Raw genomic sequence first — 20,735 nt, forward strand, 5'->3', positions numbered from 1 at the left:
CCCTCCGACGCAAGAGCCGGCCGAGCCCTTAAGGGCCCGGCCGGCTCTTCCGCGTTGCGTGGTCGCTACCGCGCCGCCACTGCCGAACTGCCGGTCTCCGTGGTCCACAGCCGGCCCTCGGCGTAGGCCAGCGCCGCCGATTCGAACTGGAGCGCCACGTGGGTGGCCGAGGTGTTGACATCCCGCCAGTAGCGCTGCAACGGGGCGCTCTCCCCGTAACCCGTGGTCCCGCCGCTCGCCGCGAGCCGGTTGACCGCGGAGGCCAGCATCCGCACCGACAGGGCGGTGTCGCGCAGATTGCGCCGGGTCTGCTCGGGCGTCACCTCGGCACCCAGGTCGGCGACGAGCGCGCACCGTTCGAGCAGCAGCCGCGCGGCGTCCGTCTCCCCGGCCGAGTGGGCCAGCACGCCCGCGAGCGCCTCACGGCTGGGGCCGGGCGCCTGGGGCCGCGCGAGCGCGGTGCGTGCCTTGACCACCGCGTAGGCCGACCACTGGGCGAGTGCGCCCTCGGCGGCGCCGAGCAGCGGCCCGGCGAAGGAGAGGCCGTTGGCCGCTTCCAGCGGCACGGTGTGGCAGGGTGCCGCGGACGCCGTGGGGCGGCCCGTCAGCAGGTCGGCGCGGGCGAAGCCGCGCCGCTCGGGAACGAACACGTCGGACGCGACCACCGTGTGGCTGCCGGTGGCCCGCATGCCGACGCTCTCCCAGCTCTCCACGACCTCCACCGCGTCCCGGGGTACCGCGAAGACCCGGGGCCCGGCTCCGTCGGGCAGCGTGCCGCACAGCAGCAACCAGTCCGCGTACGCCACAGCGCTGATGTAGGGCCAGCGCCCGGACAGCGTCCAGCCGCCGGCCGCGGGGGTGGCCTTCCCGAAGGGGGAGAGGGACCCGGCGACCAGGGCGTCGGGGCCCTGCGCCCACACCTCCCGGTAGCCGTCGGCGGGCAGATAGGCCGCCATCCGGGCCAGGTTGGCGGCCAGCGAGGCGCACCAGGCGGTGGCGGGACAGGCCGCGCCGACCCGTGCCACCGCCTCGGTGAGCTCCGCGAAGGTGCCCTCGGCGCCGCCGCATTCCCGGGGTACGAAGTGCCGGGCGAAGCCGACCTCGACCAGCAGTTTGACCACGTCCGGTTCGAGCCCGCGGGCTTCCTCGGCCCGTCGCGCGGATTCGGCGGCTTGTTGGGCCAGTTCCTCGGTGTCCAGCATCCTTGCGCCTCCCATGGACCGCCTCGTGCGGGGAAGCAGCCGTGGGCATGGACGTCGCGCTCCAGGCGGCCATGCCGTCAGCGGCGTGCGTTCGCGCACCCGTCGTCCGCCACGCTCCCGTCGTCCGCTGGAAGGCGCCTGGAGGCCCGCTCGACAGGGGCCACCGCCGCTCCCGGCTGCAGCGTGCCGTGCAGCAACTGGTCGAAGCCGGTCTTGATCCGCTCCGGGGAGAAGCCCCTGGCCCGGCACTGGTGGTCGATCAGGCTGGGCGCGAAGGGGGCCAGCAGTGCGTCGGCCAGAAAGGCCGCGTCGGCGTCCGGGCGCAGTTCGGCGATCAGGCGGGTGGCATGCGCGTGCTGAAAGGCGTAGGAGTCGCTGACGAAGCGCGCGGGCGGCGAGCTGGACTCGGCGAGCAGCAGCAGTTCGCGCTGCCCGACCGAGAGGTCGACGAGCGCGTGCAGGAAGGCCCGCAGCCGGTCCCCGGCGTCGGCTCCCGGCCCCAAGGGGGGCGGGCCCTCCAGCACCCGGGTCCGGAACAGCTGATGCTGTTCGTCCAGCAGCGCGAAGACCAGTCCGGCGCGGTCGCCGAAGCGGCGATAGACCGTGCCCACGCCCACGTCGGCCGCCCGGGCCACCTCGTCGAGGGAGAGTCGCTCCGCCGCCCCGGCGGCCACCAGACGGGCGGCCGCGGCCAGGATCTTCTGTCGGTTGCGCGCCGCGTCGGCGCGTTCGGCGGGGGCTGCGGACATGGCCGTGAGCATAGTTCGCCGCTGCTCCAGCGGCGTGCGAGGACGTTGCTTGCGAGACGGAAGTCTCTCCGCTTAGTCTCGACGCGCACCGATATGGAGAAGTTTCCGTTTGTCTCGCCGAGAGGAAGTCCCCGTGGCTCTGGACCAGTTCGACCCCGCGCCCACCACGCCCGCCGAGGATGACCCGGGCAGCTACAACCTCCCGGTCATGCAGCAGTTCCGGGAGAACGGCGGCAAGGTCGGCGGCCCCTTCGAGGGCGGCTCGCTCATCCTGCTCACCACCAAGGGAGCGAAGTCCGGTGTGGCGCGCACGGTGCCCACGCTCTACTTCGCCCAGCCCGACGGCAGCCTGCTGATCTTCGGCAGCAACGGCGGCGCGGACACCCACCCCGCCTGGTACCACAACATCAAGGTGAACCCCCGGGTGACCGTCGAGACCGGCCAGGAGACCTACTCGGCCCTCGCGACGGAGGTGCCGCCCGGGAGCGAGGAGCGCGACCGCCTCTTCGCCGAGGCCTCCGCCGAGGTACAGGCCTTCGCCGACTACCAGGCCCAGACCGAACGGAAGATCCCCCTGGTCCTGCTGAGCCGGAAGGACTGATCGCCGTGCGCTACACGCTCCTCGGCAGGACCGGCGTCCGGATCTCCCGGCTGGCGCTGGGCACCATGACCTTCGGCGACGACTGGAAACTCCCCGAGGCGACGCGCGCACAGCTCTTCGACCAGTACGCCGAGGCCGGCGGCAACTACCTCGACACCGCCAACGAGTACGGCGACGGCTCGGCGGAGACGACGCTCGGCAAGCTGCTCGCCGGGCGCCGCGACGAGTTCGTCCTCAGCACCAAGTACACGATGCAGATGCTGCCCGGCGACCTCAACTCCGCGGGCAACCACCGCAAGAACCTGGTGCGTTCCCTGGAGGCGAGCCTGCGTCGGCTCGGCACGGACCACGTGGACATGCTGTGGGTGCACGCCCGAGACACCCTCACCCCGGTGCCCGAGGTGATGCGCGCGCTGGACGACCAGGTACGTGCGGGCAAGGTGCTCTACGTCGGTGTGTCCGACTGGCCCGCGTGGGAGGTGGCCCAGGCCAACACCCTGGCCGAGCTGCGCGACTGGTCGCCCTTCGCGGGACTCCAGATCAGGTACAACCTGCTGGAGCGCACCGTCGAGCGTGAACTCCTCCCGATGGCCCACGCCTTCGACCTGCCGGTGTTCGCCTGGGGCCCGCTGGCCGACGGACGGCTCACCGGCAAGTACCTGCGGTCCGAGGAGGGGCGGCTGGACCACGTGGCCTGGGGGCAGGGCGGTACCGGTCCCGGCGACGACGTCGTCGAGGAGACCGTCCGCGTCGCCGAGGCCGCCGGCCGCAGCCCCGCCCAGGTGGCGCTGGCCTGGCTGCTGTCCCGGCCCGGGAACGTGGTGCCGATCCTCGGCGCCACGAAGCCCGAGCAGCTCGCCGACAACCTGGGGGCCACCGAAGCGCTGCTGGAGGACGAGTGGCTGGCGGGCCTGGACCGGGTCAGCCGGGTGGAGCCGGGCTTCCCGCACGACTTCCTGCGCTTCCCGGCGATGCGGGACGCCATCTACAGCGACGGCTGGCAGCAGGTCGAGGACCGGCGGACGACCGTACGACGGGTGCCGGCCGACGACCAGTACGGGGCCGCCCGATAAGCAGGGACCCGAAGGGAACACGCGGAGTCACGCGGGATCACACGCCAGTGCGGCGGAGGGGGCAACGGGCCCTCTCCGCCGCACTGCGGCGTCACCGCGTCGGCCTCCGAGGGAGCTAGGACTCCTTCACGTTCACGGTCTCCGACAGATTCACCTTGGCGACGATCTGCTCCACCTTCACCCGGACCACCACGCCGCCCGGAATGGTGAACCGCTCGGAGAACTCCTCCTCGCGCCGCTTGCCGTGGTACCGGCCACCGATCCGGGCGGTCCAGGCGCGCAGTTCGTCGATGTCCTCGCTGAGCGTCGCCCGCCCGCGCACCAGCACGAACGAGAACGGCGGACGCTCGTCGTCCCACAACATCGCGATCCTGCCGTCCCGTTGCAGGGAGCGGCCCTTCACGCTGTCCTTCTGGCATGTGTAGATGATGTCGTCGCCGTCCATGATCACTCCGACCGGAACGACATGAGGGCTGCCGTCCTTGCGGACCACCGAGGCCTTCGCGGTCCTGGGCGGATCGGCCATGATGAACTCCCGCCACCAGCCGTCGGGCGCGTCCACGTAACTGGGCATCAGTCCGTCTCCTTCTCCTGCTGTGCCGCCGTGTCGTCGGAGGCTGTGTGATCGGACGCCGTGCTGCCTGAGGCCGTGTCGTCGGGGTCGTCGGGCTTCGCGCGCCGCCAGGTGAGCAGGCGTTCCGGCGCGCGGCCTCCCACCGGTGTCACGGCCGTGCCGCGCAGCGTCAGCGTGTCGCCGTCGAGCGCGACGCGGCGTAGCTGTTCGGTCCCCGCCATCCGCGGGTGGGCGCTCACCAGGACCCGGTGCGTCATCCGGTCCCCGGCCAGCCGCCAGTGCCCGGAGTAGCCCATGTAGGTCTCCAGGGCCGGGGTGTCACCGGTCTTCATCATGCTCACCACGACATGGCCGTCCGCGGTGTAGATCAGCAGCCCGGCCGGTGCCTCGCCCAGCGGCCCCGGCGCCGTGGTCCCGTCCTCGTCCACCTCCGTGTACGAGGCCAGCCGCCACACTCCGACGACCTCTTCCGGGGTCACCGCGAGCGCCTGCTGGTGACGCGGTAGGAACCGAGCCGGACGGCCGCGCCCTGTCCGAAGAGCCGCCCGGCGTCGGTGCTGTCCTCGTCGGCGAAGGTCTGCTCCTGCGGCGCGCCGACCGAGGGCCGGTAGTACGTGGTGTGCTTGCGCGCGGACAGCCGTACGAGGCCCTTGTCCGTGGGCCAGGACGCGTCCAGCAGGGTCAGCAGCCCCAGCCCGGCATTGAGCTGCCTCGGCCTGACCAGCGTCTCCTCGCCGCCCTCGTCCAGGGTCGCGGTGGACCGGTCGAGACGGTGGCCGATGCGGTCCACCCGGAACTGCTCCCGGCCGTCGACGATCCAGCGCACCACCCCGGCGGCGCGGTCGTAGGCGATGCCGAAGTCGTGGCTGTCGCCCGGCTGCCGGGTGGCCAGCGGCACGGTGTGCGCGAACGAGGCGTAGTCGCCCAACTGGCCGCGGAGGAAGGTGGGGCGCCCGTACCAGGCGTAGATCCGCTTGTTGGTGACCACGAAGTCGAAGGAGACGGACGTCTCCGGGTCGGTGGTCAGCATCATCGCGGAGGCCAGCCGCAGATCGTCGTCCGGATCCTGCACCGCGTCCCCGAAGGGGTGGCCCGCGGTGCCGTACGTCCGGCCGGAGAGCCGCGTCTCGAAGAGGAGTTCGTAGCCGTCGTGGGCGTCGAAACCGGGGTGGCCGCTCGTCGCGGTGTGACTGGTGTACGCGATGAACTTGGCGTGGTCCCCGGAGCCCGGCATGCCGACCGGGTTCTCGGCGGGGATGGTCTGCGTGAACGCCGGCTCGCCGGTCACGGGGTGGCTGCCACGCGCCCGCACGGACAGCTCGCCCCGGCGGGTGGTGACGATGCCGTCGTCGGCCCGGTAGGGACCGCCGGCCACGTGGAACCAGCGGGCGTCCTCGCCCTCGGTGCGGAAACCGTCGGCGAAGTCGTCCCAGACCAGCCGGTAGCCCCGGCTGCCCGGTTTGGCGGTGGAGGTCCCCGCCGTCGTCATGACGGTGCCGAGTGCGGCGACGGCGAGCAGCAGGCCGTGCCGGGAGACGAACGTTCTGCGCGGCATCGGAGCCGCTCCTTTCCTCGGGGTGTCCAGCGCTGCGCGAGGGCGCGCGGTGCGGGGTGTGCGTGGCGTGTTCACCGGTGTCCCTCCAGTACGGCGGTGACCGCCGCCGGGAAGGAGTCCACGACGGCGTCCGCCCCCGCCTGCTTCAGTTCGTCCGGCCCGGACACGCCGTACGAGACGCCGATCACCGTCATTCCGGCGGCCCGCCCCATCTCGGCGTCGGGCACCCCGTCACCGATCACCAGGCACTGCCCGGGAGGGAGCCCGAGCTCCCGGGCGACATACAGGGCCATGTCCGGATGCGGCTTGCCGCGCTCCACGCTGTCGTCGCCCGCGATGACCGTCAGCCGGTCGTCCAGACCCGTGAGTTCCGCGATGGCGCGCGCGGCCTTCTCGACCTTCGAGGTCGCCATGGCCAGCCGGAACCCGGCCGCGGACAGCCGGTCGAGCCCTTCGAGGACCCCGGGAAAGAGCAGCTCGGGACCGGCCGCGCGGACGTGGGCCCCGAACCGCCGCCCGTACTCCTCGGTCGCCTCGGTGACCCGGGGGTCCTCCACATGAAGGCCCATCAGCCCGGCGAGAGAAGCCGGCAGCGGCCGCCCGACCGTGGCGAGGATCGCCTCCCGGGACACCGCCGTGCCCATCGTCGCCAGGACCTCGGCGGTGATGGTGGCGATGGCCGCGGGGGTGTCGGCGAGCGTGCCGTCGAGGTCGAGGATCACGCCACGGACCGCCTCGGTGGGGGCGCCGGTCACCGCTCGGCCTGCACGGCGCTCAGGGCGGCGGAGAACTCTCCCGCGACCCGGGCGGTGCTGAGCAGCAGCGAGCGACCGGCCTTGGGCAGCATGCCGCCGGAGGCCCGGGCGAGCGCCTTCATCAGATACGGGCTGACCGCGTTGCCCACGATGCCGTCCTCGTCGCACTGCGCGAGGGCCTCGGTGATGGCCGCCTCGACGATCGCCTCGTCCACGGCGTCCTGCTCGTCGATGGGACTGGTGAGCAGCACCGTGCCGGCTCCGTTGACCTGCCAGTGCGCCTCGGCGGCGCGCGCGGCGAGGTGCAGATCGTCCATGCGGGTCACGGGCACATCGGCCTCGCGCACCACGAAGGCCGGGAGCTTGTCCGTGCGGTAACCGAACACGGGGATGCCGGCCGTCTCCAGGTACTCGGCGGTCAGCCGATGGTCCAGGATGCTCTTCGCGCCGCCGCAGACCACGGTCATCCTGGTCCGGCGGAACTGGAGCAGGTCGGGGGAGATGTCGAGGGTGTCCTGGCCCCGGCGGTGCACGCCGCCGATGCCCGCCGTGGTGAACACCTCGATGCCGGCCCGCTCGGCGATCACGATGGTGCCGGCCACCGTCGTCGCCCCGAGGCCGCCGCCCGCCAGCGCGCCGCCGATGTCCCGCGCGCTGATCTTCGGAATGCCCTTGGTGGTGGCGAAGCGTTCGATGAGGGAGTCCGTCAGACCGACGACGAGTTTCCCGCCGGCGATCGCGATGGTGGCGGGTACCGCCCCGGCGCCCCGCACCGCCTTCTCGATCAGCGAGGCGGTCTCGGACGAGGGATCGGTGGTGATGAGCGAGGACTCCAGCGCCACCACCGGACGTCGTTCCGCGAGCGCGGTGGCGATCTCCTCGCTGACCTCTAGCAGCGGATCGGGCTGTCGTTCCATGTCCGGGGTGTCCTTCCTGAGGTGCGGGAACTGACTCGCGGTCACCATCCCCGCCCCCGCTGGAGCCCCGGTCGAGCAGCTGTCGAAGCTCGTGCCGCAGTGGTCCTCGAGAGAAACTCCGGTGCCCTCCGGCACGGTCGGGGAACCGGAAACCGTCGAAACAGGGGGTAGTTGTGGCAAGGGGAACGATGAGGCACAAGGCCGCGTACGCAGTGGTGGCCGCAGCGGCCGTGGTGGCGCTTCTGCCGGCCACCGCGCAGTCCGCGCAGACGGAACCGCAGGCACGGTCCGGCGGCGGCACGGTCCTGTTCCAGGACGGGTACGACACCGGGTTCAGAACCGGCGAGGACGGCAACTGGCTGCTCCAGGGCGATGCTCAGTGGCCGACCGGGGACGCCGTCGTCACCACGCCGGGCGGCGTGCTCAACGTGGTGCCCACCGGCGTCAACCCGAAGACGGGGGATCCGGCCTACGCCCGCAGTACCGGACCGGAGGGCGGTGCGGACTCCGACGACCACATCAAGTGGATCGCCTTCCCGAACCGGTTCACCGCCGAGAACGTGCCGGGCTTCGAGGTGCCGGACACCGGCTCCATCAGCTGTATGCACAAGGTGGCGGCCCGGACCTTCGGTACCGAGAACCCGTTCGGTGCCACCGTCAAGGACCCGGCGTCCGACATCCGGCTCGCCTCGATCGCGCTGATCACCGCCGACTTCGAGTCGCGGGCGATCGCCGACTTCTCGGTGACCAACGACACCGTCTACGCCATCTACGAGCGCCTGCCGAGCGACACCGAGGACTACGCCTCGTACGGTTACGCGATCCCGATCGCCAGGACCGACCGGGGGGCGATGCACGAACTGGAGGTCCGCATAGACCAGGGCGGCAAGCGGGTGACCTGGTTCGTGGACGGCCGGCAGAAGCTCCAGACCGACAAGATCGGCACGCGCGCCTTCGACCGCAAGTACATGACGCTCGACCACGGCGGCGTCGAGGAGCGGGTGACGCTGAACCAGATCACCTGCGGCATGGGGCTGGGCAGTCTGCTGGACGGCGCCAAGCCGGGTGCCGCCGACGGCGGGGCGCTGGTGCGGCTCAAGAACAAGGACGGCTTCTACTTCGATCCGCGGCGCGGTGAGCCGGTGGAACAGCGGTTCCTCGACGACGAGAGCCGGATCGAGAACCGGCTCTTCGGTCAGGGCTCCGAGATGAAGATCGACTGGACCAAGGTGGTCCGCAGGCCCTGACCGGGCCAGGGGCACACCGGGCACGACGGAGCGGGGCCGTCCAGGACGAGGACGGCCCCGCTGCTGTGTGCTGCGTGCTGTGTGCGCTAGCGCAGTTCGAGGGAGAGGTCGCGCTCCACGTGGGTGCTGCGCGGCCGGCCCATGTTTCCGCCCAGGACCTGCTGGTGCAGCCGCTGTATTTTGGCGGACGGTTCGACACCCAGTTCGCCGACGAGTGTGGAGCGCAGCTGCTGGTAGACCTCAAGGGCCCGCCAGGTGTGCCCGGAACGGCACAGGGCGATCATCAGTTGCGCGTGAAAGCTCTCGTGCAGCGGATGCTGGGCGACCAGCATCCGTAGCTCGCCGATGAGTTCGGCGTGCCTGCCGAGTCGCAGGTCGGCCTCGATCCGCAGTTCGAGCGCCCGCGCCCTGCCCTCCTCGATGCCGAGGATCTCGGTGTTCAGGACATGCCCCGTCGGCACGTCGATGAGGGCCGAGCCGTGCCACAGGGCAAGGGCCCGGCCGAGCACCTCGGCGGCCCGGCCGGCCTCGCCTCTTTCCAGTGCGGCACTGCCCTCCGCCGTGAGTCGCTGGAAGGTGCCGACATCGCTGCTGTGCACCGGTTCGGACAACTGGTATCCGCCGAACCGGGTGGACAGTACGTCCTTCGCCGTCGGGCGTCGGACGTCCGGCCGGGCGGCGCTGATCCTGCGGCGGAGTTGAAGGATGTAGGTCTGCAAGGTGGTCTGCGCACTGCGGGGTATTCGGTCACCCCAGATCTCCTCCATGAGAACCGGGACGGGCACGATCCGTCCGGCTCGCAGGGCGAGGAGTGCCAGTATCTGTCGAGGTTTGCCCGCGCTCGGCACGATCGATGTGCCGTCCAGACGGATGTCGAGCGGTCCTAATACTTCGATATCCATACCCAGCCCCCTGTTTGGAATTCCAGTCGGGAGCCTCGCAGAGGATTTCGGATCGCCATAGTGAATCCAGCATGGCTGTACCTATGAATTCCTCATACCCGGGCAGGGGTGATGGGCGCGCGGACTCTGGGGAGGGCGAAATCAAGCCAATATCGCGTGGCGCTGCCCTGCCGGCCGCCGGACCGGGGAATGTGAATTCTGGCACAGTTTCGTCGGCGTGAACAACCGTATGTAACGTAAATTTGTCGTCCTGTAGGCCGGGATGTAAAAGCCCCGGCCCGAGGTCGGGCGCGGGGTTGTGTGCGGCGCTCTGAGCGGCTCTGGGACGGCGGGGCGCCGCCTTCGGTTCAGGACCGGCGGCAGTCCACATGGCTGATCTGCTTCCACGGCTGTCCCTCGAACCGGATGTAGGCGTCGTCGGTGTACCGGTCGCCGTTGATCACCCGGAACTCGTCCTTGCTGTCCGCGTGCCCGCCGGGCGTGATGTACGGCCCCTGGAAGCGCAGCATGCCGCGCTTCCAGCCGGGGGAGGTCGCGGTGCCGGTGTTGCCCCAGGTGTCCCAGTAGAAGGAGGTGTACTGGTTGTCGACCGTGTTCTCGCCGAAGACCCAGCGTCCCTCGAAGTCGGGGCTGCTGAGGTGCATCTCGTAGAACTTGCCCTCGAGTGTCTTCTCGGTGTCCCAGTGAAGGGTGACCGTGGTGGGCTCCTCAAGGGTGAGGTCGGTGTACGCGCAGGTGTATTCGCCGAGCAGGAAGTCGAGTTCCGCCATGGAGACCGCCGGAGCCGTCCCGCTCGCGGCCTGCTGGGCGCCGGCTGGGGCCGAGCCGAGCAGCGGGAGCACGAGCACGCCGGCGAGGGTCGCCAGCGTGCCTCGGGTGAGCCGTCTCGAAGAGGCGGAGAGCGTGGAGAGCATGGGCACGTCCCTTTCGTGGAGATCCTGAAGGACCTGTGAAGGTCCCGTGCCGCACACTGTGGTCCGTGATGATCGAGGATCGGTCGAGGGCGCCCGGGGCGGACATGCCGGTGCCCCGCCGCGATCGCTCGCGACGGGGCACCCCTGGCGAGGGCGGGTGTCCCTCTCAGGGCGCGACGCGCGCCTTCGGCTCGGCCTCCGGGGGCAGGGCCGGGCCGGCGGTCGCCGCCGCGTGGTCGTGGTCGGTCTCGTCATCGGTGTCATCGGTGTCATCGGCGTCGCTCACGTCGACGCGTCCCGGCGGCAGCACGAAGGCGAGCAGTCCGGCCAGTACGTAGAGTCCGACGACGGTCAGCAGGCCGACGACCGCCGAGTCGGTGGGCGAGTGCCGGTCCTCCAGGAACGTGAAGTAGACGGTGCCCACGATCGCGACGCCGGTGGCCACTCCGACCTGGATGGACGTGTTGATCAGCGAGGACGCGGCGCCCGAGGCGGACTTGGGCATCTGGGCCAGCACGATGGTGAGCAGCGTCCCCGCGACCATGGCGAGGCCGATACCGGAGACGATCATGCCGGGTGCCAGGTGCCACCACTCCAGCGAGCCGGAGTAGTGGTCGACGGTCCAGGTGATGACCCCCATGCCCACGGCCATGACCGCGCAGCCCAGGAGCACCACCCGGCGGCCGAGCGGCATCAGTTGCGGGGCCACGGACGAGCCGATGCCCACGCCCACGGTGAACGTGACCAGCGCGACCGCGGTGCGCAGCGGGGAGTACCCCTCGCCCGTCTGGAGGTGGACGGTGAGGACGAGCTGATAGGCCATTCCGCAGAAGAACAGGATGGCGACCAGCAGACCGCCGAGTGAGCTGCGGTGGTGCAGCAGTGCCGGGTTGATGATCGGTGACTCGCCGCGGGCGATCACCCGGTGTTCGTAGCGGACGAACAGCCAGAGGATCACCGGGCAGGCGATCATCAGGGCGAAGGTCCACCAGGGCCAGTCCAGTTCCCGCCCCTGCACGAGCGGGAAGAGCAGACTGATCAGGCCGACCGTCGCGATCAGGGTGCCGCGGATGTCGAAGCTCTCCCGGGTCTCCACGCGCGACTCGCGGGTGAGGACGGCGGCGGCGATCAGCGCGGCCAGTCCGACGGGGATGTTGATGAAGAAGACCGGCCGCCATCCCAGGTCGAAGAGGTCGGCCTCCAGCAGGACGCCGCCCAGCAGTGGGCCGCCGATGCCACCCACGGCCAGCGACATGCCGTAGAGGGACATCGCCTTCGGGCGCTCGGACTTCGGGAAGTCCACCTGAAGCATCGCCAGGACCTGCGGCACCATCAGCGCGGCTGCGACGCCCTGGAAGACGCGGGAGATGATGAGCATCTCGGGATTGACCGCCGCGCCCGCCAGTGCCGAGGTGGCGACGAAGCAGCCGAGGCCGATGAGGTAGATCCGCCGGCGTCCGAGCTGGTCGCCGAGGCGGGACCCGGTGATCATGGCGGCGGCGAAGGCCAGCGTGTACCCCGCCACCGACCATTCCAGCTGGGCGGACGAGGCGTCCAGGTCCTCCTGGACGGCGGGCAGGGCCACGTTGAGGACGGTGTTGTCCACCATGTCCATGAACACCGCGAACAGGGTGACGGCCAGCGTCGCCCAGCGCTTGGGGCTGTACTCCGCCGTGGGCGTCGTATCAGCTTGTTGTTCCACCGTCATGGGACGGCCCTTCCGGTAGGCTCGGGACCAGCACGGGAAGCAAGACAAATCTATTTTGCTTTCAAAGCAAAGCTATTGCGGGGGCTGTGTCATGTCAAGCGATGGTCATGAGGGGACAGAGCTGAGCGTCGACGACGGAGTCCGTACGCTCCTGCTCCTCATGCCGCGTGTCGTCGCACGAACCAAGCGCACACCGGTGCCCCGGCAGTTGGAGGAGTACAACCTCGCTCCGCGCCACCTGTCCCTGCTGGCCTATCTGTTCTTCGACGGGCCGCTCGCCGTCAACGAGCTGGCCACCCGGCTGGAGCTGGTCCCGGCCACCGTCAGCCTGCTCGTGGGGGAGCTGAACCGGTACGGCGTGGTGGAACGCAAGGAGGACGAAGCCGACCGGCGCCGCAAGATCGTCAGCATCGCCGAGCCCTATCGGGACGCGGTGCGCTCCTGGCTGGAGAACGGGGTCCGCGCCTGGCGGGTCGCACTCGAACCGCTGAGCCCGGCCGAACGACGGACCTTCATCGACACCCTGCGTGCATACGAGCGGGAGCTCATGGGCGCGCAGGAGCGACAGACGGTCGCCACCACCGCAGACTGATCGACGTCCGCAGGCGCGCGCCGTGGCGCGCCTCTCGCGGGAACGGCCCACCCTTGGGAGGGTCGGCCATTCCTGTGACGCGACGATTGTTCGCACGCCCCCGTGAACGACTGCGGGGGTCGGTCCATGTATGCGCAGGGGGAAAAGCTACGTGGTCTACGCAGAGAACCGACTCCACGACGACGCCGACCTCGATGACCGTGAACCGGGAATCGGCGTGGAACTGGACAGAACGGGGCCGCGCCTGGCCCTGTTTCTCACCGCCGCGGTCCAGCTGGGCTACGCGCTGATGGCCGTACTGAATCTGCTGAAGTGGCACCACGAATCCCCGGGTCTCGTGAGCGCCGTACTGATACTGATCGCGTTTTTCGGACTGCAGCTGTTCCACTGCAATCCCTATACCGCTCACCTCAGGGCCAGGATCGGCCCCTGGACGCTGGCCCTCCAGGCCGCACTGGCCTATGCCCCGCTCCCCATGTGCGGCGTGCTGTGGGGCGGCTTCGGCGGATTCCTCTCGGGCTCCGTACTGGTCGTGCTCCGGGGATCGGTGCTCGCCTGGATCCTGTTCGTCCTCAACGCCTGTGCCGTGTTCGGGCTCGCCGTCGCCCGGTTCACCCTCGTCGAGTCGCTCTATCTGACGCTCGCCACCGTGGTCATCGGACTGATGGTTCATGGGCTGACCCGGCTGAGCGACATCGTCGTGGAGCAGTACAGGCTGCGCCATCGGGCGGCCTGGGCCGCCGTCTCCGGAGAGCGCCTTCGCTTCGCCCGCGATCTGCACGACCTGCTCGGCTACAGCCTCTCCGCCATCACGTTGAAGAGCGAACTGACGCTGCGGAAGGTGGGAGTCGACGACGATCACGCCCGGAAGGAGCTGGTCGAGACCCTGAACATCGCCCGGCAGGCCCTGGCCGACGTCCGGGCCGTCGCCCACGGCTACCGGGAGATGTCCGTCGTGGCGGAACTGCGTTCGGTGACCGGAGTGCTGAACGCGGCGGGTGTGGAGACCGCGATCGAGGGCGAGCCCGGTGAGCTCGACCCGAGAACCGGCACGATCCTGGCCATCGTGCTGCGGGAGGCCGTCACCAATCTGCTGCGCCACAGCGCGGCGAGGCGCTGCCGTATCGAGTTCGGCGAGACCGACGGACGGTTGTGGATGGCGATCTCCAACGACGGCGTCGAGGCCGAGGTGTCACCCATCGAGGCCGACCGCCGCAGCGGTGGCCTCGGCAATCTCGCCTACCGACTGGGTGCCGTCGGCGGCGGGCTGATCAGCACCACCGAGTGGGGCTGGTTCCACCTGCGCGTCGTTGTGCCGACCCGGCTCGCCGGACCGTGGCCCACTGCTGAGCGACGGCCCACTCCGCACCATGCGAGCTGACGGGCAGGGTGGTGGTCAGATGACCCCGTTGTCCCGGGCGATCCGGACCGCGTCGACCCGGTTGCGGGCACCGAGCTTGTGGACGATCGTCGTGAGGTAGTTGCGCACCGTACCGACGCTCAGGTGCAGTTCCTTCGCGATGACGCGAACGTCCTCGCCCGCGGCGGCCAGGCGCAGTACGGACACCTCACGCGGGGTCAGCTGCTGCGCCGGGCCCTCCCAGGCCATCAGGGCGAGTTGCGGATCGATGACCCGCTGCCCGGCCGCCACCTTGCGTATCGCCTGGGTGAGCTCGCTCGGCAGCGCGTCCTTGAGGATGTATCCGTCCACCTGGGCGGCGAGTGCTCGCCGCAGGGCCGCCGGATTGCCGAGGCTCGTGATGATGAGCACCCGGCAGGAGGGGAGACAGGAACGGAGCTTCGCGGCGGCCGTCAGTCCGTCGGTGCCGGGCAGATCGATGTCGATCACGGCGATGTCGGGCCGGAATTCCAGCGCGGCGGGCAGAATGTCGTTCCCATTGCCCACCTCCGCCACGACGCTGAGGTCCTGCTCCAGTTGTAAGAGCGCCACCAGCGCCCCGCGAAGCATGGGCACATCCTCGGCGATGATCAGCCGTATCACGAGCCGTTCCCCCCACATGGTTGATCTGCTTCTGCTCGCCGGCCGGCGGCTTGAGGCGGCCCGTAGCCGGCCCCTCCGGCCGGGCCGGAGCGTTTCGCCCGCCGGCGCGAGGCGTCGCGGCGGACCGGACCGACCGGAGTCGGGGCGGGGTGCGGCCGGAGCAGCTCGTCGTCCAGCCGCGGCGGGAGTCGGGCCGGTGCCGGGCGCGCCGGCTCCCCGTCGTCGGTCATCTGCATGGGATGACCAGGTCCCGAACAGGGCCTGCGCGAGGGCATGATGCCGTCGTCCGGTTCGACGGACAGCGCGATGAGGAGAGTGTCCGGTTCGGTGTGCACGGCGATCCCCCCGGGGCCGAACGAGCTTCAACGCCACCAATTCCGGATACTCTTCGCCTTTCCGGGCGAGCCGGAAGGCAGGTCAGTCATCGAGCCGCCGTCATCGTAGTCCGAACTTTCTTGCGATCGGTGGATATCTCTCCACCTTCGACATGGGCGAGTCACGGCGAACCGGGTTATAACGCGGGCACTTGTGCAGAGGTCGTGCGCCCGGTGTGCGGATCACGGCCGCCACCCATGCCCTGAGCTGAGCTCAAGGGCTTCTCCACCGCCCCCCTCGACGCTGGGCGCGATGGACGTATCCGTTCACGGATGCCGCAGCCGATACGGAGGAGACGGTGATGACACGGACCGTCATGACAGCCGAGGCCCGCCACAGCGCGCTTCTCGGGATCGGCGGCTACCGGCCGCGCCGGGTGGTCGGCAATGCCGAGATCTGCCGGCTCATCGACTCCACCGAGGAGTGGATCGAAACCCGCAGCGGCATCGTCGAACGCCGTTTCGCGGACCACGACGAAACGCTGCCGATGATGGCCACCGCGGCGGCCGAGAAGGCCCTGGCACAGGCCGGGACCACGCCCGCCGAGGTCGACCTCGTGCTGGTGGCCAGCATGTCCAACCTGGTGCAGACCCCTCCGCTGGCGGTGCGGGTGGCGCACGAGATGGGCGCGGGCTCCGCCGCGGGCGTCGATCTGTCCGCCGCCTGCGCCGGCTTCTGCCACGCGCTGGCCATGGCCTCCGACGCGGTCCGTGCGGGCAGTGCCCGCCGGGTGCTGGTCATCGGTGCCGAACGCATGACGGACCTCGTGGAACCCACCGACCGCACGATCTCCTTCCTCTTCGCGGACGGCGCGGGCGCGGTCGTCGTCGGCGACTGCGACACGCCCGGGATCGGCCCGGTCGTACGGCGCGCGTACGGCGCCCACGGCGACGCGCTGAGGATGACCGCCCCCTGGGCCTCGGCCGGCGACGCCGCCCCCGAACGGCCCTGGATGCGCATGGACGGCCGCCGGGTCTTCCGCTGGGCCATGGACGAGGTGGCCCCCGCCGCCGCCCGTGCGCTCGGCGAGGCCGGGGTGACGCCGACCGGGCTCGGTGCCTTCGTTCCCCACCAGGCCAATCTCCGCATGATCGAGCTGATGTCCGAGCGGCTCGGGCTCACCGCTGCCACCGCCGTCGCCCGCGACGTGGTCCGCTCCGGGAACACCTCGGCCGCGTCCATACCGCTCGCCCTGGAGGCGCTGCTCGCCTCCCAGCAGGCGTCCGCCGGGGACACCGCGCTCCTGGTGGGTTTCGGAGCCGGCCTCAACCTCGCCGCCCAGGTGGTGGTTCTGCCGTGAACCGCACCGATCGGCGGGCCGTCGCCGACGTCGGTCCCTCCCAGGTCCGTGAGGGGTTCCGGGCCGCCATGGCCCAGCTCGCCGGCGGAGTCGTCGTCGTCACCACCGATGACGCCGAGGGCCGTCCGCACGGCTTCACCGCCACCTCGTTCTGCTCCGTCTCCATGGACCCGGCACTGGTCCTGGTCTGCCTCGCCGAGACCTCCAGCTCCTATGCGGCGTTCATGGACTGCGGGGGTTTCGCGGTCAGCCTGCTGAACCAGGAGCAGAGCGTCCTCGCCACCCGTTTCGCCACCACCGGCGCGGACAAGTTCCGCGCCGAGGACACCGTGACCACCCCGCGCCTGCTCCCGGCCGTGGCGGGCGCGCTCGCGGTCCTGGACTGCGCCGTGCACGCCCGTCACCCCGCCGGCGATCACATCATCCTGGTGGGCGCCGTACGGCATGTCCTCTCCGGCCGGGGCGAGTCAGGCCGGGGCGAGCCGCTGGTCTACCACGACCGGGCCTTCCGGCAGCTGCGCCGCCCCGACCACGCCCGCCTGCCACGTCCCTGACCGCGGGTCTCGTAGCGGCCCCCGGTGTACAAGAGGGCGTGCGAAGGCGTGAGAGGGGGTGAGAATTTGTCGTGAAGTGCGCCCTGTGTGGCGTGCGCCACCCGCTGGAAGCGGTCTTCTGGGGAACCGTGTCCTGTATGACGGAGCTCGGTCTTCCCGAAGACATCCTGGCCTGCCTCTTCGACCTCGACGGTGTGGTCACCAAGACGGCCGTCGTGCACGCGGCCGCCTGGAAGGAGATGTTCGACGCGTTCCTGCGCGAACGCGAGGGCGAGCATTTCCGGCCGTTCAGCGATGGCGACTACGACGAGTACGTCGACGGCCGCCCGCGCGCCGACGGCGTCCGCACCTTCCTCGCCTCCCGCGGCATCGAACTGCCCGAAGGCGCCCCGGACGACCCACCGGCGGCCCCGACGGTCCGCGGCCTGGGCAACCGCAAGAACGTCCTGGTGCTGGAGAAGATCCGCACCGACGGCGTCGAGGCCTACGACGGCACGCTGCGCTACCTCGAGGCGGTCCGCGCCCACGGCCTGCGCACCGCGATCGTCTCCTCCAGCGCCAACTGCCGTGACGTCCTGCGCGCCATCGACGCCGAGGACTGCTTCGACGTCCGCATCGACGGAGTGGTCGCCGCCGAGCGAAAGCTGCCGGGCAAGCCGAACCCGGACACGTTCCTGGCCGCCGCCCACGACCTGGGCGTCGATCCCGCGCGCTCCGCCGTCTTCGAGGACGCCCTGGCCGGCATGGACGCGGGCCGCTCCGGCCACTTCGGATACGTCGTCGGCGTCGACCGCGTCGGACAGACCGACGCCCTGTACGCGCACGGCGCGGACGTCGTCGTGAAGGACCTCGCCGAACTGGGAGGCAAGGCGTGATCACCCACAGGGCGTACACCGTCGAACCCTGGGCCGTGCGCGAGACCGACCTGGGCCTCGACGTCCTCGCCCAGAGCGAGTCCGTGTTCGCGCTGTCCAACGGCCACGTCGGCTGGCGCGGCAACCTCGACGAGGGCGAACCGCACGGCCTGCCCGGCTCCTACCTCAACGGGGTGTACGAACTGCACCCGCTGCCCTACGCCGAGGCCGGCTACGGCTACCCGGAGTCCGGCCAGACCGTCATCAACGTCACCAACGGCAAGGTGCTGCGGCTGCTGGTCGACGACGAGCCGTTCGACCTGCGCTACGGTCGGCTCGTCGCCCACGAACGAACGCTGGACCTGCGCAGGGGAGTGCTGGAGCGGACGTGCGAGTGGGTCTCGCCGGCCGGCTCCCGGGTACGGGTGCGCTCGACGCGGCTGGTCTCCCTCACTCAGCGGGCGATCGCGGCCGTGGCGTACGAGGTGGAACCCGTCGACAGCCGGATCAGGGTAGTGATCCAGTCGGAACTCGTCGCCAACGAGAGCCTGCCCGAGCCGAACGGCGACCCGCGCGCCGCCCGCGCCCTGAAGTCGCCGCTGGAACCGGAGGAGGACTTCGCCTCCGGCGCCCGGCTGCGCCTGGTGCACCGTACCCGCCGCAGCGGCTTCCGGGTGGCCGTGGCCGCCGACCACGTCATCGACGGACCCGAGCGGACCACGACCAGCAGCGAGAGCAACGTGGACGTGTCCCGGCTGACGGTCACCTCCGTCCTGGAACCGGGGCAGCTTCTGCGCGTCGAGAAGCTCGTCGCCCACGGCTGGTCCGGCGCCCGCTCCCGCCCCGCGATGAGCGACCAGGTCGAGGCGGCGCTGGCGGCGGCCGCGCACAGCGGCTGGCAGGGACTGCTGGACGAACAGCGGGCCTACCTCGACGACTTCTGGGCCCGCGCCGACGTCGAGGTCGACGGCGACGAGGAGATCCAGCAGGCCGTCCGCTTCGCCCTCTTCCACGTCCTGCAGGCCGGCGCCCGCGCCGAACAACGCGCCATCCCCGCCAAGGGGTTGACCGGTTCCGGCTACGACGGCCACGCCTTCTGGGACACCGAGACCTTCGTCCTGCCCCTGCTCACCTACACCGCGCCCGACTCCGTCGCCGAGGCGCTGCGCTGGCGGCAGAACACCCTGCCCGCCGCCCGGGAACGCGCGGCCCAACTCGGCCTGCGCGGCGCTGCGTTCCCCTGGCGGACCATCGAGGGGCAGGAGGGATCCGCGTACTGGCCCGCCGGCACCGCCGCCTTCCATGTGAACGCCGCCATAGCCGACGCCGTCGTGCGCTACACGGCGGCCACCGGCGACACCCACTTCGAACGCCACACCGGCGTCGAACTCCTGGTGGAGGCCGCCCGTCTGTGGCGCTCGCTCGGCCACCACGACCACCACGGCGTCTTCCACATCGACGGCGTCACCGGCCCCGACGAGTACAGCGCGGTCGCCGACGACAACCTCTACACCAACCTCATGGCCCGGGCGAACCTCCTGTCCGCCGCCGACGCCTGCGAACGCCACCCCGAGGAGGCGGCCAGGCTCGGCGTCGACGAGGAGGAGAGCGCCGCCTGGCGGGACGCCGCCGAGGCCGTGCACATCCCGTACAACGAAGACCTCGGCGTCCACGAACAGCACGCCGGCTTCACCCGCTACCAGCGCTGGGACTTCGCCGGCACGAAGGCGGACCAGTACCCGCTGCTCCTGCACTTCCCCTATTTCGATCTCTACCGCAAACAGGTCGTCAAGCAGGCCGACCTGGTCCTGGCGATGTACATGTGCAGCGGCTGGTTCGAGGAGTTCCACGACGAGGAGCAGATCGCCCGCAACTTCGCCTACTACGAGCCCCTGACCGTACGGGACTCCTCGCTCTCGGCATGCTGCCAGGCCGTCGTCGCCGCACAGGCCGGCCATCTCGGCCTCGCCTACCAGTACACCGCCGAGGCGGCGCTCATGGACCTCGCCGACCTGGAGCAGAACACCCGCGACGGGCTGCACATCGCCTCCCTCGCCGGCACCTGGACAGCGCTGGTCGCCGGATTCGGCGGGCTGCGCCGCGACGGCGACTCACTCCGGTTCTCGCCCCGCCTGCCCGACCGGTTCAGCCGCCTCGCCTTCACCGTCCAACTTCTGGGCCGCCGCCTGCGCGTGGAGATCGGCCCGGACAAGGCCACGTACACCCTGGTCTCGGGCGATCCCCTGACCATCCGCCACCACGGCAACCCCCTGACCGTCAACGGCGACGGCCCCGTGGTCCGCCCCGTCCCGGCGCAAAAACCCCGCCCCGCCCCCGAACAGCCCCCGCACCGCAGCCCCAACGCCCGCTGACTACGCGGGAGTCCAGTCGGCGATCAGCTCCAGCAGGCCCGGGAACCGGACCTGCAGGTCCTCGACGCGTACGTGGCTGCGCCGCTCCAGGCCGTACTGCCGCTGCCTGATCAGCCCGGCCTCCCGCAGCGCGCGGAAGTGATGCGTCAGGGACGATTTGGGCCGGTCCAGACCGAACCAGCCGCAGGGATGGTCGTACGCCTCCGCGTCGAGCAGCAGTGTCCGGACGATCCCCATCCGCAGCGGGTCGCTCAGCGCCCCCATGACCGCCTCCAACCGCAGCTCCCCGCGGGCCGGTTCGGGCAGCGGGGCGGGCAGGTCGGCGGGCGCCGGGAACGGTCCGGTGAAACGGTGGGACCTGGTGGCCGGCGCCATCTCCATCACCTCGCGGGTTCGGTACGAGCCTCAGTACGAGTTGAATCGTACAGCCATCCATGTTCGACTTCAGTCGTACTGGTAGTTCGACTTTTCTCGTACTGCTCCCGGAGG

General features: G+C 70.6%; 21 protein-coding genes. 9 read left to right on the plus strand and 12 right to left on the minus strand.

Annotated features, from left to right (window positions below; translation table 11 throughout):
* Nucleotides 1-65 precede the first annotated feature (65 nt).
* Together AC5P09_RS26155 and AC5P09_RS26160 are read right to left on the minus strand one after the other, a co-directional pair.
* Nucleotides 66-1,202: an acyl-CoA dehydrogenase family protein gene (locus AC5P09_RS26155; RefSeq protein ID WP_493876213.1), complete on the minus strand. Its 1,137-nt coding sequence runs from the start codon at nt 1,200-1,202 to the stop codon at nt 66-68.
* A gap of 77 nt (nt 1,203-1,279) precedes the next feature.
* Nucleotides 1,280-1,951, minus strand: a complete 672-nt coding sequence (locus tag AC5P09_RS26160) for a TetR/AcrR family transcriptional regulator (protein WP_493876214.1) — start codon at nt 1,949-1,951, stop codon at nt 1,280-1,282.
* Nucleotides 1,952-2,084: 133 nt separating this feature from the next.
* On the opposite strand from AC5P09_RS26160, the gene AC5P09_RS26165 reads away from it, so the two are divergent.
* Nucleotides 2,085-2,552, plus strand: a complete 468-nt coding sequence (locus AC5P09_RS26165; RefSeq protein WP_493876215.1) for a nitroreductase family deazaflavin-dependent oxidoreductase — start codon at nt 2,085-2,087, stop codon at nt 2,550-2,552.
* 5 nt (nt 2,553-2,557) lie between these two features.
* A complete protein-coding gene (locus tag AC5P09_RS26170; protein WP_307679066.1) occupies nt 2,558-3,625 on the plus strand; it encodes an aldo/keto reductase in 1,068 nt (355 codons plus the stop codon).
* Nucleotides 3,626-3,740: 115 nt separating this feature from the next.
* Here the strand turns inward: AC5P09_RS26170 and AC5P09_RS26175 are convergent, their stop codons facing one another.
* The 5 genes from AC5P09_RS26175 to AC5P09_RS26195 all read right to left on the minus strand — a co-directional run bounded on the left by AC5P09_RS26175 (nt 3,741) and on the right by AC5P09_RS26195 (nt 7,426).
* Nucleotides 3,741-4,199, minus strand: a complete 459-nt coding sequence (locus AC5P09_RS26175) for a PPOX class F420-dependent oxidoreductase (protein WP_493876216.1) — start codon at nt 4,197-4,199, stop codon at nt 3,741-3,743.
* Nucleotides 4,199-4,678, minus strand: a complete 480-nt coding sequence (locus tag AC5P09_RS26180) for a lipocalin-like domain-containing protein (protein ID WP_493876217.1) — start codon at nt 4,676-4,678, stop codon at nt 4,199-4,201. The genes AC5P09_RS26175 and AC5P09_RS26180 overlap by 1 nt, the downstream gene beginning before the upstream one ends.
* The gene (locus AC5P09_RS26185) at nt 4,675-5,754 is read right to left on the minus strand and encodes a DUF6081 family protein (protein WP_493876218.1); all 1,080 of its coding nucleotides are present in this window, start codon (nt 5,752-5,754) and stop codon (nt 4,675-4,677) included. Before AC5P09_RS26185 ends, AC5P09_RS26180 begins: the two co-directional genes overlap by 4 nt.
* Before the next feature lie 71 nt (nt 5,755-5,825).
* On the minus strand, nt 5,826-6,509 hold the full coding sequence (locus AC5P09_RS26190) for an HAD family hydrolase (RefSeq protein WP_493876219.1): 684 nt from the start codon (nt 6,507-6,509) through the stop codon (nt 5,826-5,828).
* Complete coding sequence (locus AC5P09_RS26195) at nt 6,506-7,426, minus strand: pseudouridine-5'-phosphate glycosidase (protein ID WP_493876220.1); 921 nt, start codon at nt 7,424-7,426, stop codon at nt 6,506-6,508. The genes AC5P09_RS26190 and AC5P09_RS26195 overlap by 4 nt, the downstream gene beginning before the upstream one ends.
* Nucleotides 7,427-7,614: 188 nt before the next feature.
* Here AC5P09_RS26195 and AC5P09_RS26200 point away from each other — a divergent pair, with 188 nt between their 5' ends.
* Nucleotides 7,615-8,673 (plus strand): DUF6081 family protein, encoded by a 1,059-nt coding sequence (locus AC5P09_RS26200; RefSeq protein ID WP_493876221.1) that lies wholly within the window; start codon nt 7,615-7,617, stop codon nt 8,671-8,673.
* A gap of 86 nt (nt 8,674-8,759) precedes the next feature.
* Here the strand turns inward: AC5P09_RS26200 and AC5P09_RS26205 are convergent, their stop codons facing one another.
* From AC5P09_RS26205 to AC5P09_RS26215, 3 genes are all read right to left on the minus strand, one after another.
* Entirely contained in the window at nt 8,760-9,575 is an 816-nt protein-coding gene (locus AC5P09_RS26205) for an AfsR/SARP family transcriptional regulator (protein ID WP_266451357.1), read from the minus strand.
* Nucleotides 9,576-9,922: 347 nt separating this feature from the next.
* On the minus strand, nt 9,923-10,489 hold the full coding sequence (locus AC5P09_RS26210; RefSeq protein ID WP_493876222.1) for a hypothetical protein: 567 nt from the start codon (nt 10,487-10,489) through the stop codon (nt 9,923-9,925).
* 166 nt (nt 10,490-10,655) lie between these two features.
* A complete protein-coding gene (locus AC5P09_RS26215; RefSeq protein ID WP_493876223.1) occupies nt 10,656-12,197 on the minus strand; it encodes an MFS transporter in 1,542 nt (513 codons plus the stop codon).
* Between the two features lie 160 nt (nt 12,198-12,357).
* Between AC5P09_RS26215 and AC5P09_RS26220 the strand changes: the two genes are divergently transcribed.
* Nucleotides 12,358-12,789, plus strand: a complete 432-nt coding sequence (locus AC5P09_RS26220) for a MarR family winged helix-turn-helix transcriptional regulator (RefSeq protein ID WP_373464453.1) — start codon at nt 12,358-12,360, stop codon at nt 12,787-12,789.
* A 151-nt stretch (nt 12,790-12,940) separates the two neighbouring features.
* Nucleotides 12,941-14,170 (plus strand): sensor histidine kinase, encoded by a 1,230-nt coding sequence (locus AC5P09_RS26225; RefSeq protein WP_493876224.1) that lies wholly within the window; start codon nt 12,941-12,943, stop codon nt 14,168-14,170.
* Between the two features lie 15 nt (nt 14,171-14,185).
* On the opposite strand, the gene AC5P09_RS26230 is transcribed toward AC5P09_RS26225, so the two are convergent.
* Nucleotides 14,186-14,809: a response regulator gene (locus AC5P09_RS26230; protein WP_493876225.1), complete on the minus strand. Its 624-nt coding sequence runs from the start codon at nt 14,807-14,809 to the stop codon at nt 14,186-14,188.
* A gap of 658 nt (nt 14,810-15,467) precedes the next feature.
* Here AC5P09_RS26230 and AC5P09_RS26235 point away from each other — a divergent pair.
* The 4 genes from AC5P09_RS26235 to AC5P09_RS26250 all read left to right on the plus strand — a co-directional run bounded on the left by AC5P09_RS26235 (nt 15,468) and on the right by AC5P09_RS26250 (nt 20,246).
* A complete protein-coding gene (locus AC5P09_RS26235) occupies nt 15,468-16,466 on the plus strand; it encodes a beta-ketoacyl-ACP synthase 3 (protein ID WP_493876226.1) in 999 nt (332 codons plus the stop codon).
* Nucleotides 16,463-17,020, plus strand: coding sequence for a flavin reductase family protein (locus AC5P09_RS26240; RefSeq protein WP_493876227.1), 558 nt, complete (start codon nt 16,463-16,465; stop codon nt 17,018-17,020). The genes AC5P09_RS26235 and AC5P09_RS26240 overlap by 4 nt, the downstream gene beginning before the upstream one ends.
* 137 nt (nt 17,021-17,157) lie before the next feature.
* Nucleotides 17,158-17,895: an HAD family hydrolase gene (locus AC5P09_RS26245; RefSeq protein ID WP_493876228.1), complete on the plus strand. Its 738-nt coding sequence runs from the start codon at nt 17,158-17,160 to the stop codon at nt 17,893-17,895.
* Entirely contained in the window at nt 17,892-20,246 is a 2,355-nt protein-coding gene (locus tag AC5P09_RS26250) for a glycoside hydrolase family 65 protein (RefSeq protein WP_493876229.1), read from the plus strand. Before AC5P09_RS26245 ends, AC5P09_RS26250 begins: the two co-directional genes overlap by 4 nt.
* On the opposite strand, the gene AC5P09_RS26255 is transcribed toward AC5P09_RS26250, so the two are convergent.
* Nucleotides 20,247-20,621 (minus strand): ArsR family transcriptional regulator, encoded by a 375-nt coding sequence (locus tag AC5P09_RS26255; protein ID WP_493876230.1) that lies wholly within the window; start codon nt 20,619-20,621, stop codon nt 20,247-20,249.
* Nucleotides 20,622-20,735 lie beyond the last annotated feature (114 nt).

This window comes from Streptomyces sp. a15 (assembly GCF_059026085.1).

Coding starts and splice junctions, on each gene's coding strand:
- AC5P09_RS26160 (WP_493876214.1), bottom strand. CDS start 1,951: ATGTCCGCAGCCCCCGCCGAACGCGCCGACGCGGCGCGCAACCGACAG.
- AC5P09_RS26205 (WP_266451357.1), bottom strand. CDS start 9,575: ATGGATATCGAAGTATTAGGACCGCTCGACATCCGTCTGGACGGCACA.
- AC5P09_RS26230 (WP_493876225.1), bottom strand. CDS start 14,809: ATGTGGGGGGAACGGCTCGTGATACGGCTGATCATCGCCGAGGATGTG.
- AC5P09_RS26220 (WP_373464453.1), top strand. CDS start 12,358: ATGCCGCGTGTCGTCGCACGAACCAAGCGCACACCGGTGCCCCGGCAG.
- AC5P09_RS26155 (WP_493876213.1), bottom strand. CDS start 1,202: ATGCTGGACACCGAGGAACTGGCCCAACAAGCCGCCGAATCCGCGCGA.
- AC5P09_RS26200 (WP_493876221.1), top strand. CDS start 7,615: ATGAGGCACAAGGCCGCGTACGCAGTGGTGGCCGCAGCGGCCGTGGTG.
- AC5P09_RS26185 (WP_493876218.1), bottom strand. CDS start 5,754: ATGCCGCGCAGAACGTTCGTCTCCCGGCACGGCCTGCTGCTCGCCGTC.
- AC5P09_RS26215 (WP_493876223.1), bottom strand. CDS start 12,197: ATGACGGTGGAACAACAAGCTGATACGACGCCCACGGCGGAGTACAGC.
- AC5P09_RS26255 (WP_493876230.1), bottom strand. CDS start 20,621: ATGGCGCCGGCCACCAGGTCCCACCGTTTCACCGGACCGTTCCCGGCG.
- AC5P09_RS26195 (WP_493876220.1), bottom strand. CDS start 7,426: ATGGAACGACAGCCCGATCCGCTGCTAGAGGTCAGCGAGGAGATCGCC.
- AC5P09_RS26210 (WP_493876222.1), bottom strand. CDS start 10,489: ATGCTCTCCACGCTCTCCGCCTCTTCGAGACGGCTCACCCGAGGCACG.
- AC5P09_RS26245 (WP_493876228.1), top strand. CDS start 17,158: ATGACGGAGCTCGGTCTTCCCGAAGACATCCTGGCCTGCCTCTTCGAC.
- AC5P09_RS26235 (WP_493876226.1), top strand. CDS start 15,468: ATGACACGGACCGTCATGACAGCCGAGGCCCGCCACAGCGCGCTTCTC.
- AC5P09_RS26175 (WP_493876216.1), bottom strand. CDS start 4,199: ATGCCCAGTTACGTGGACGCGCCCGACGGCTGGTGGCGGGAGTTCATC.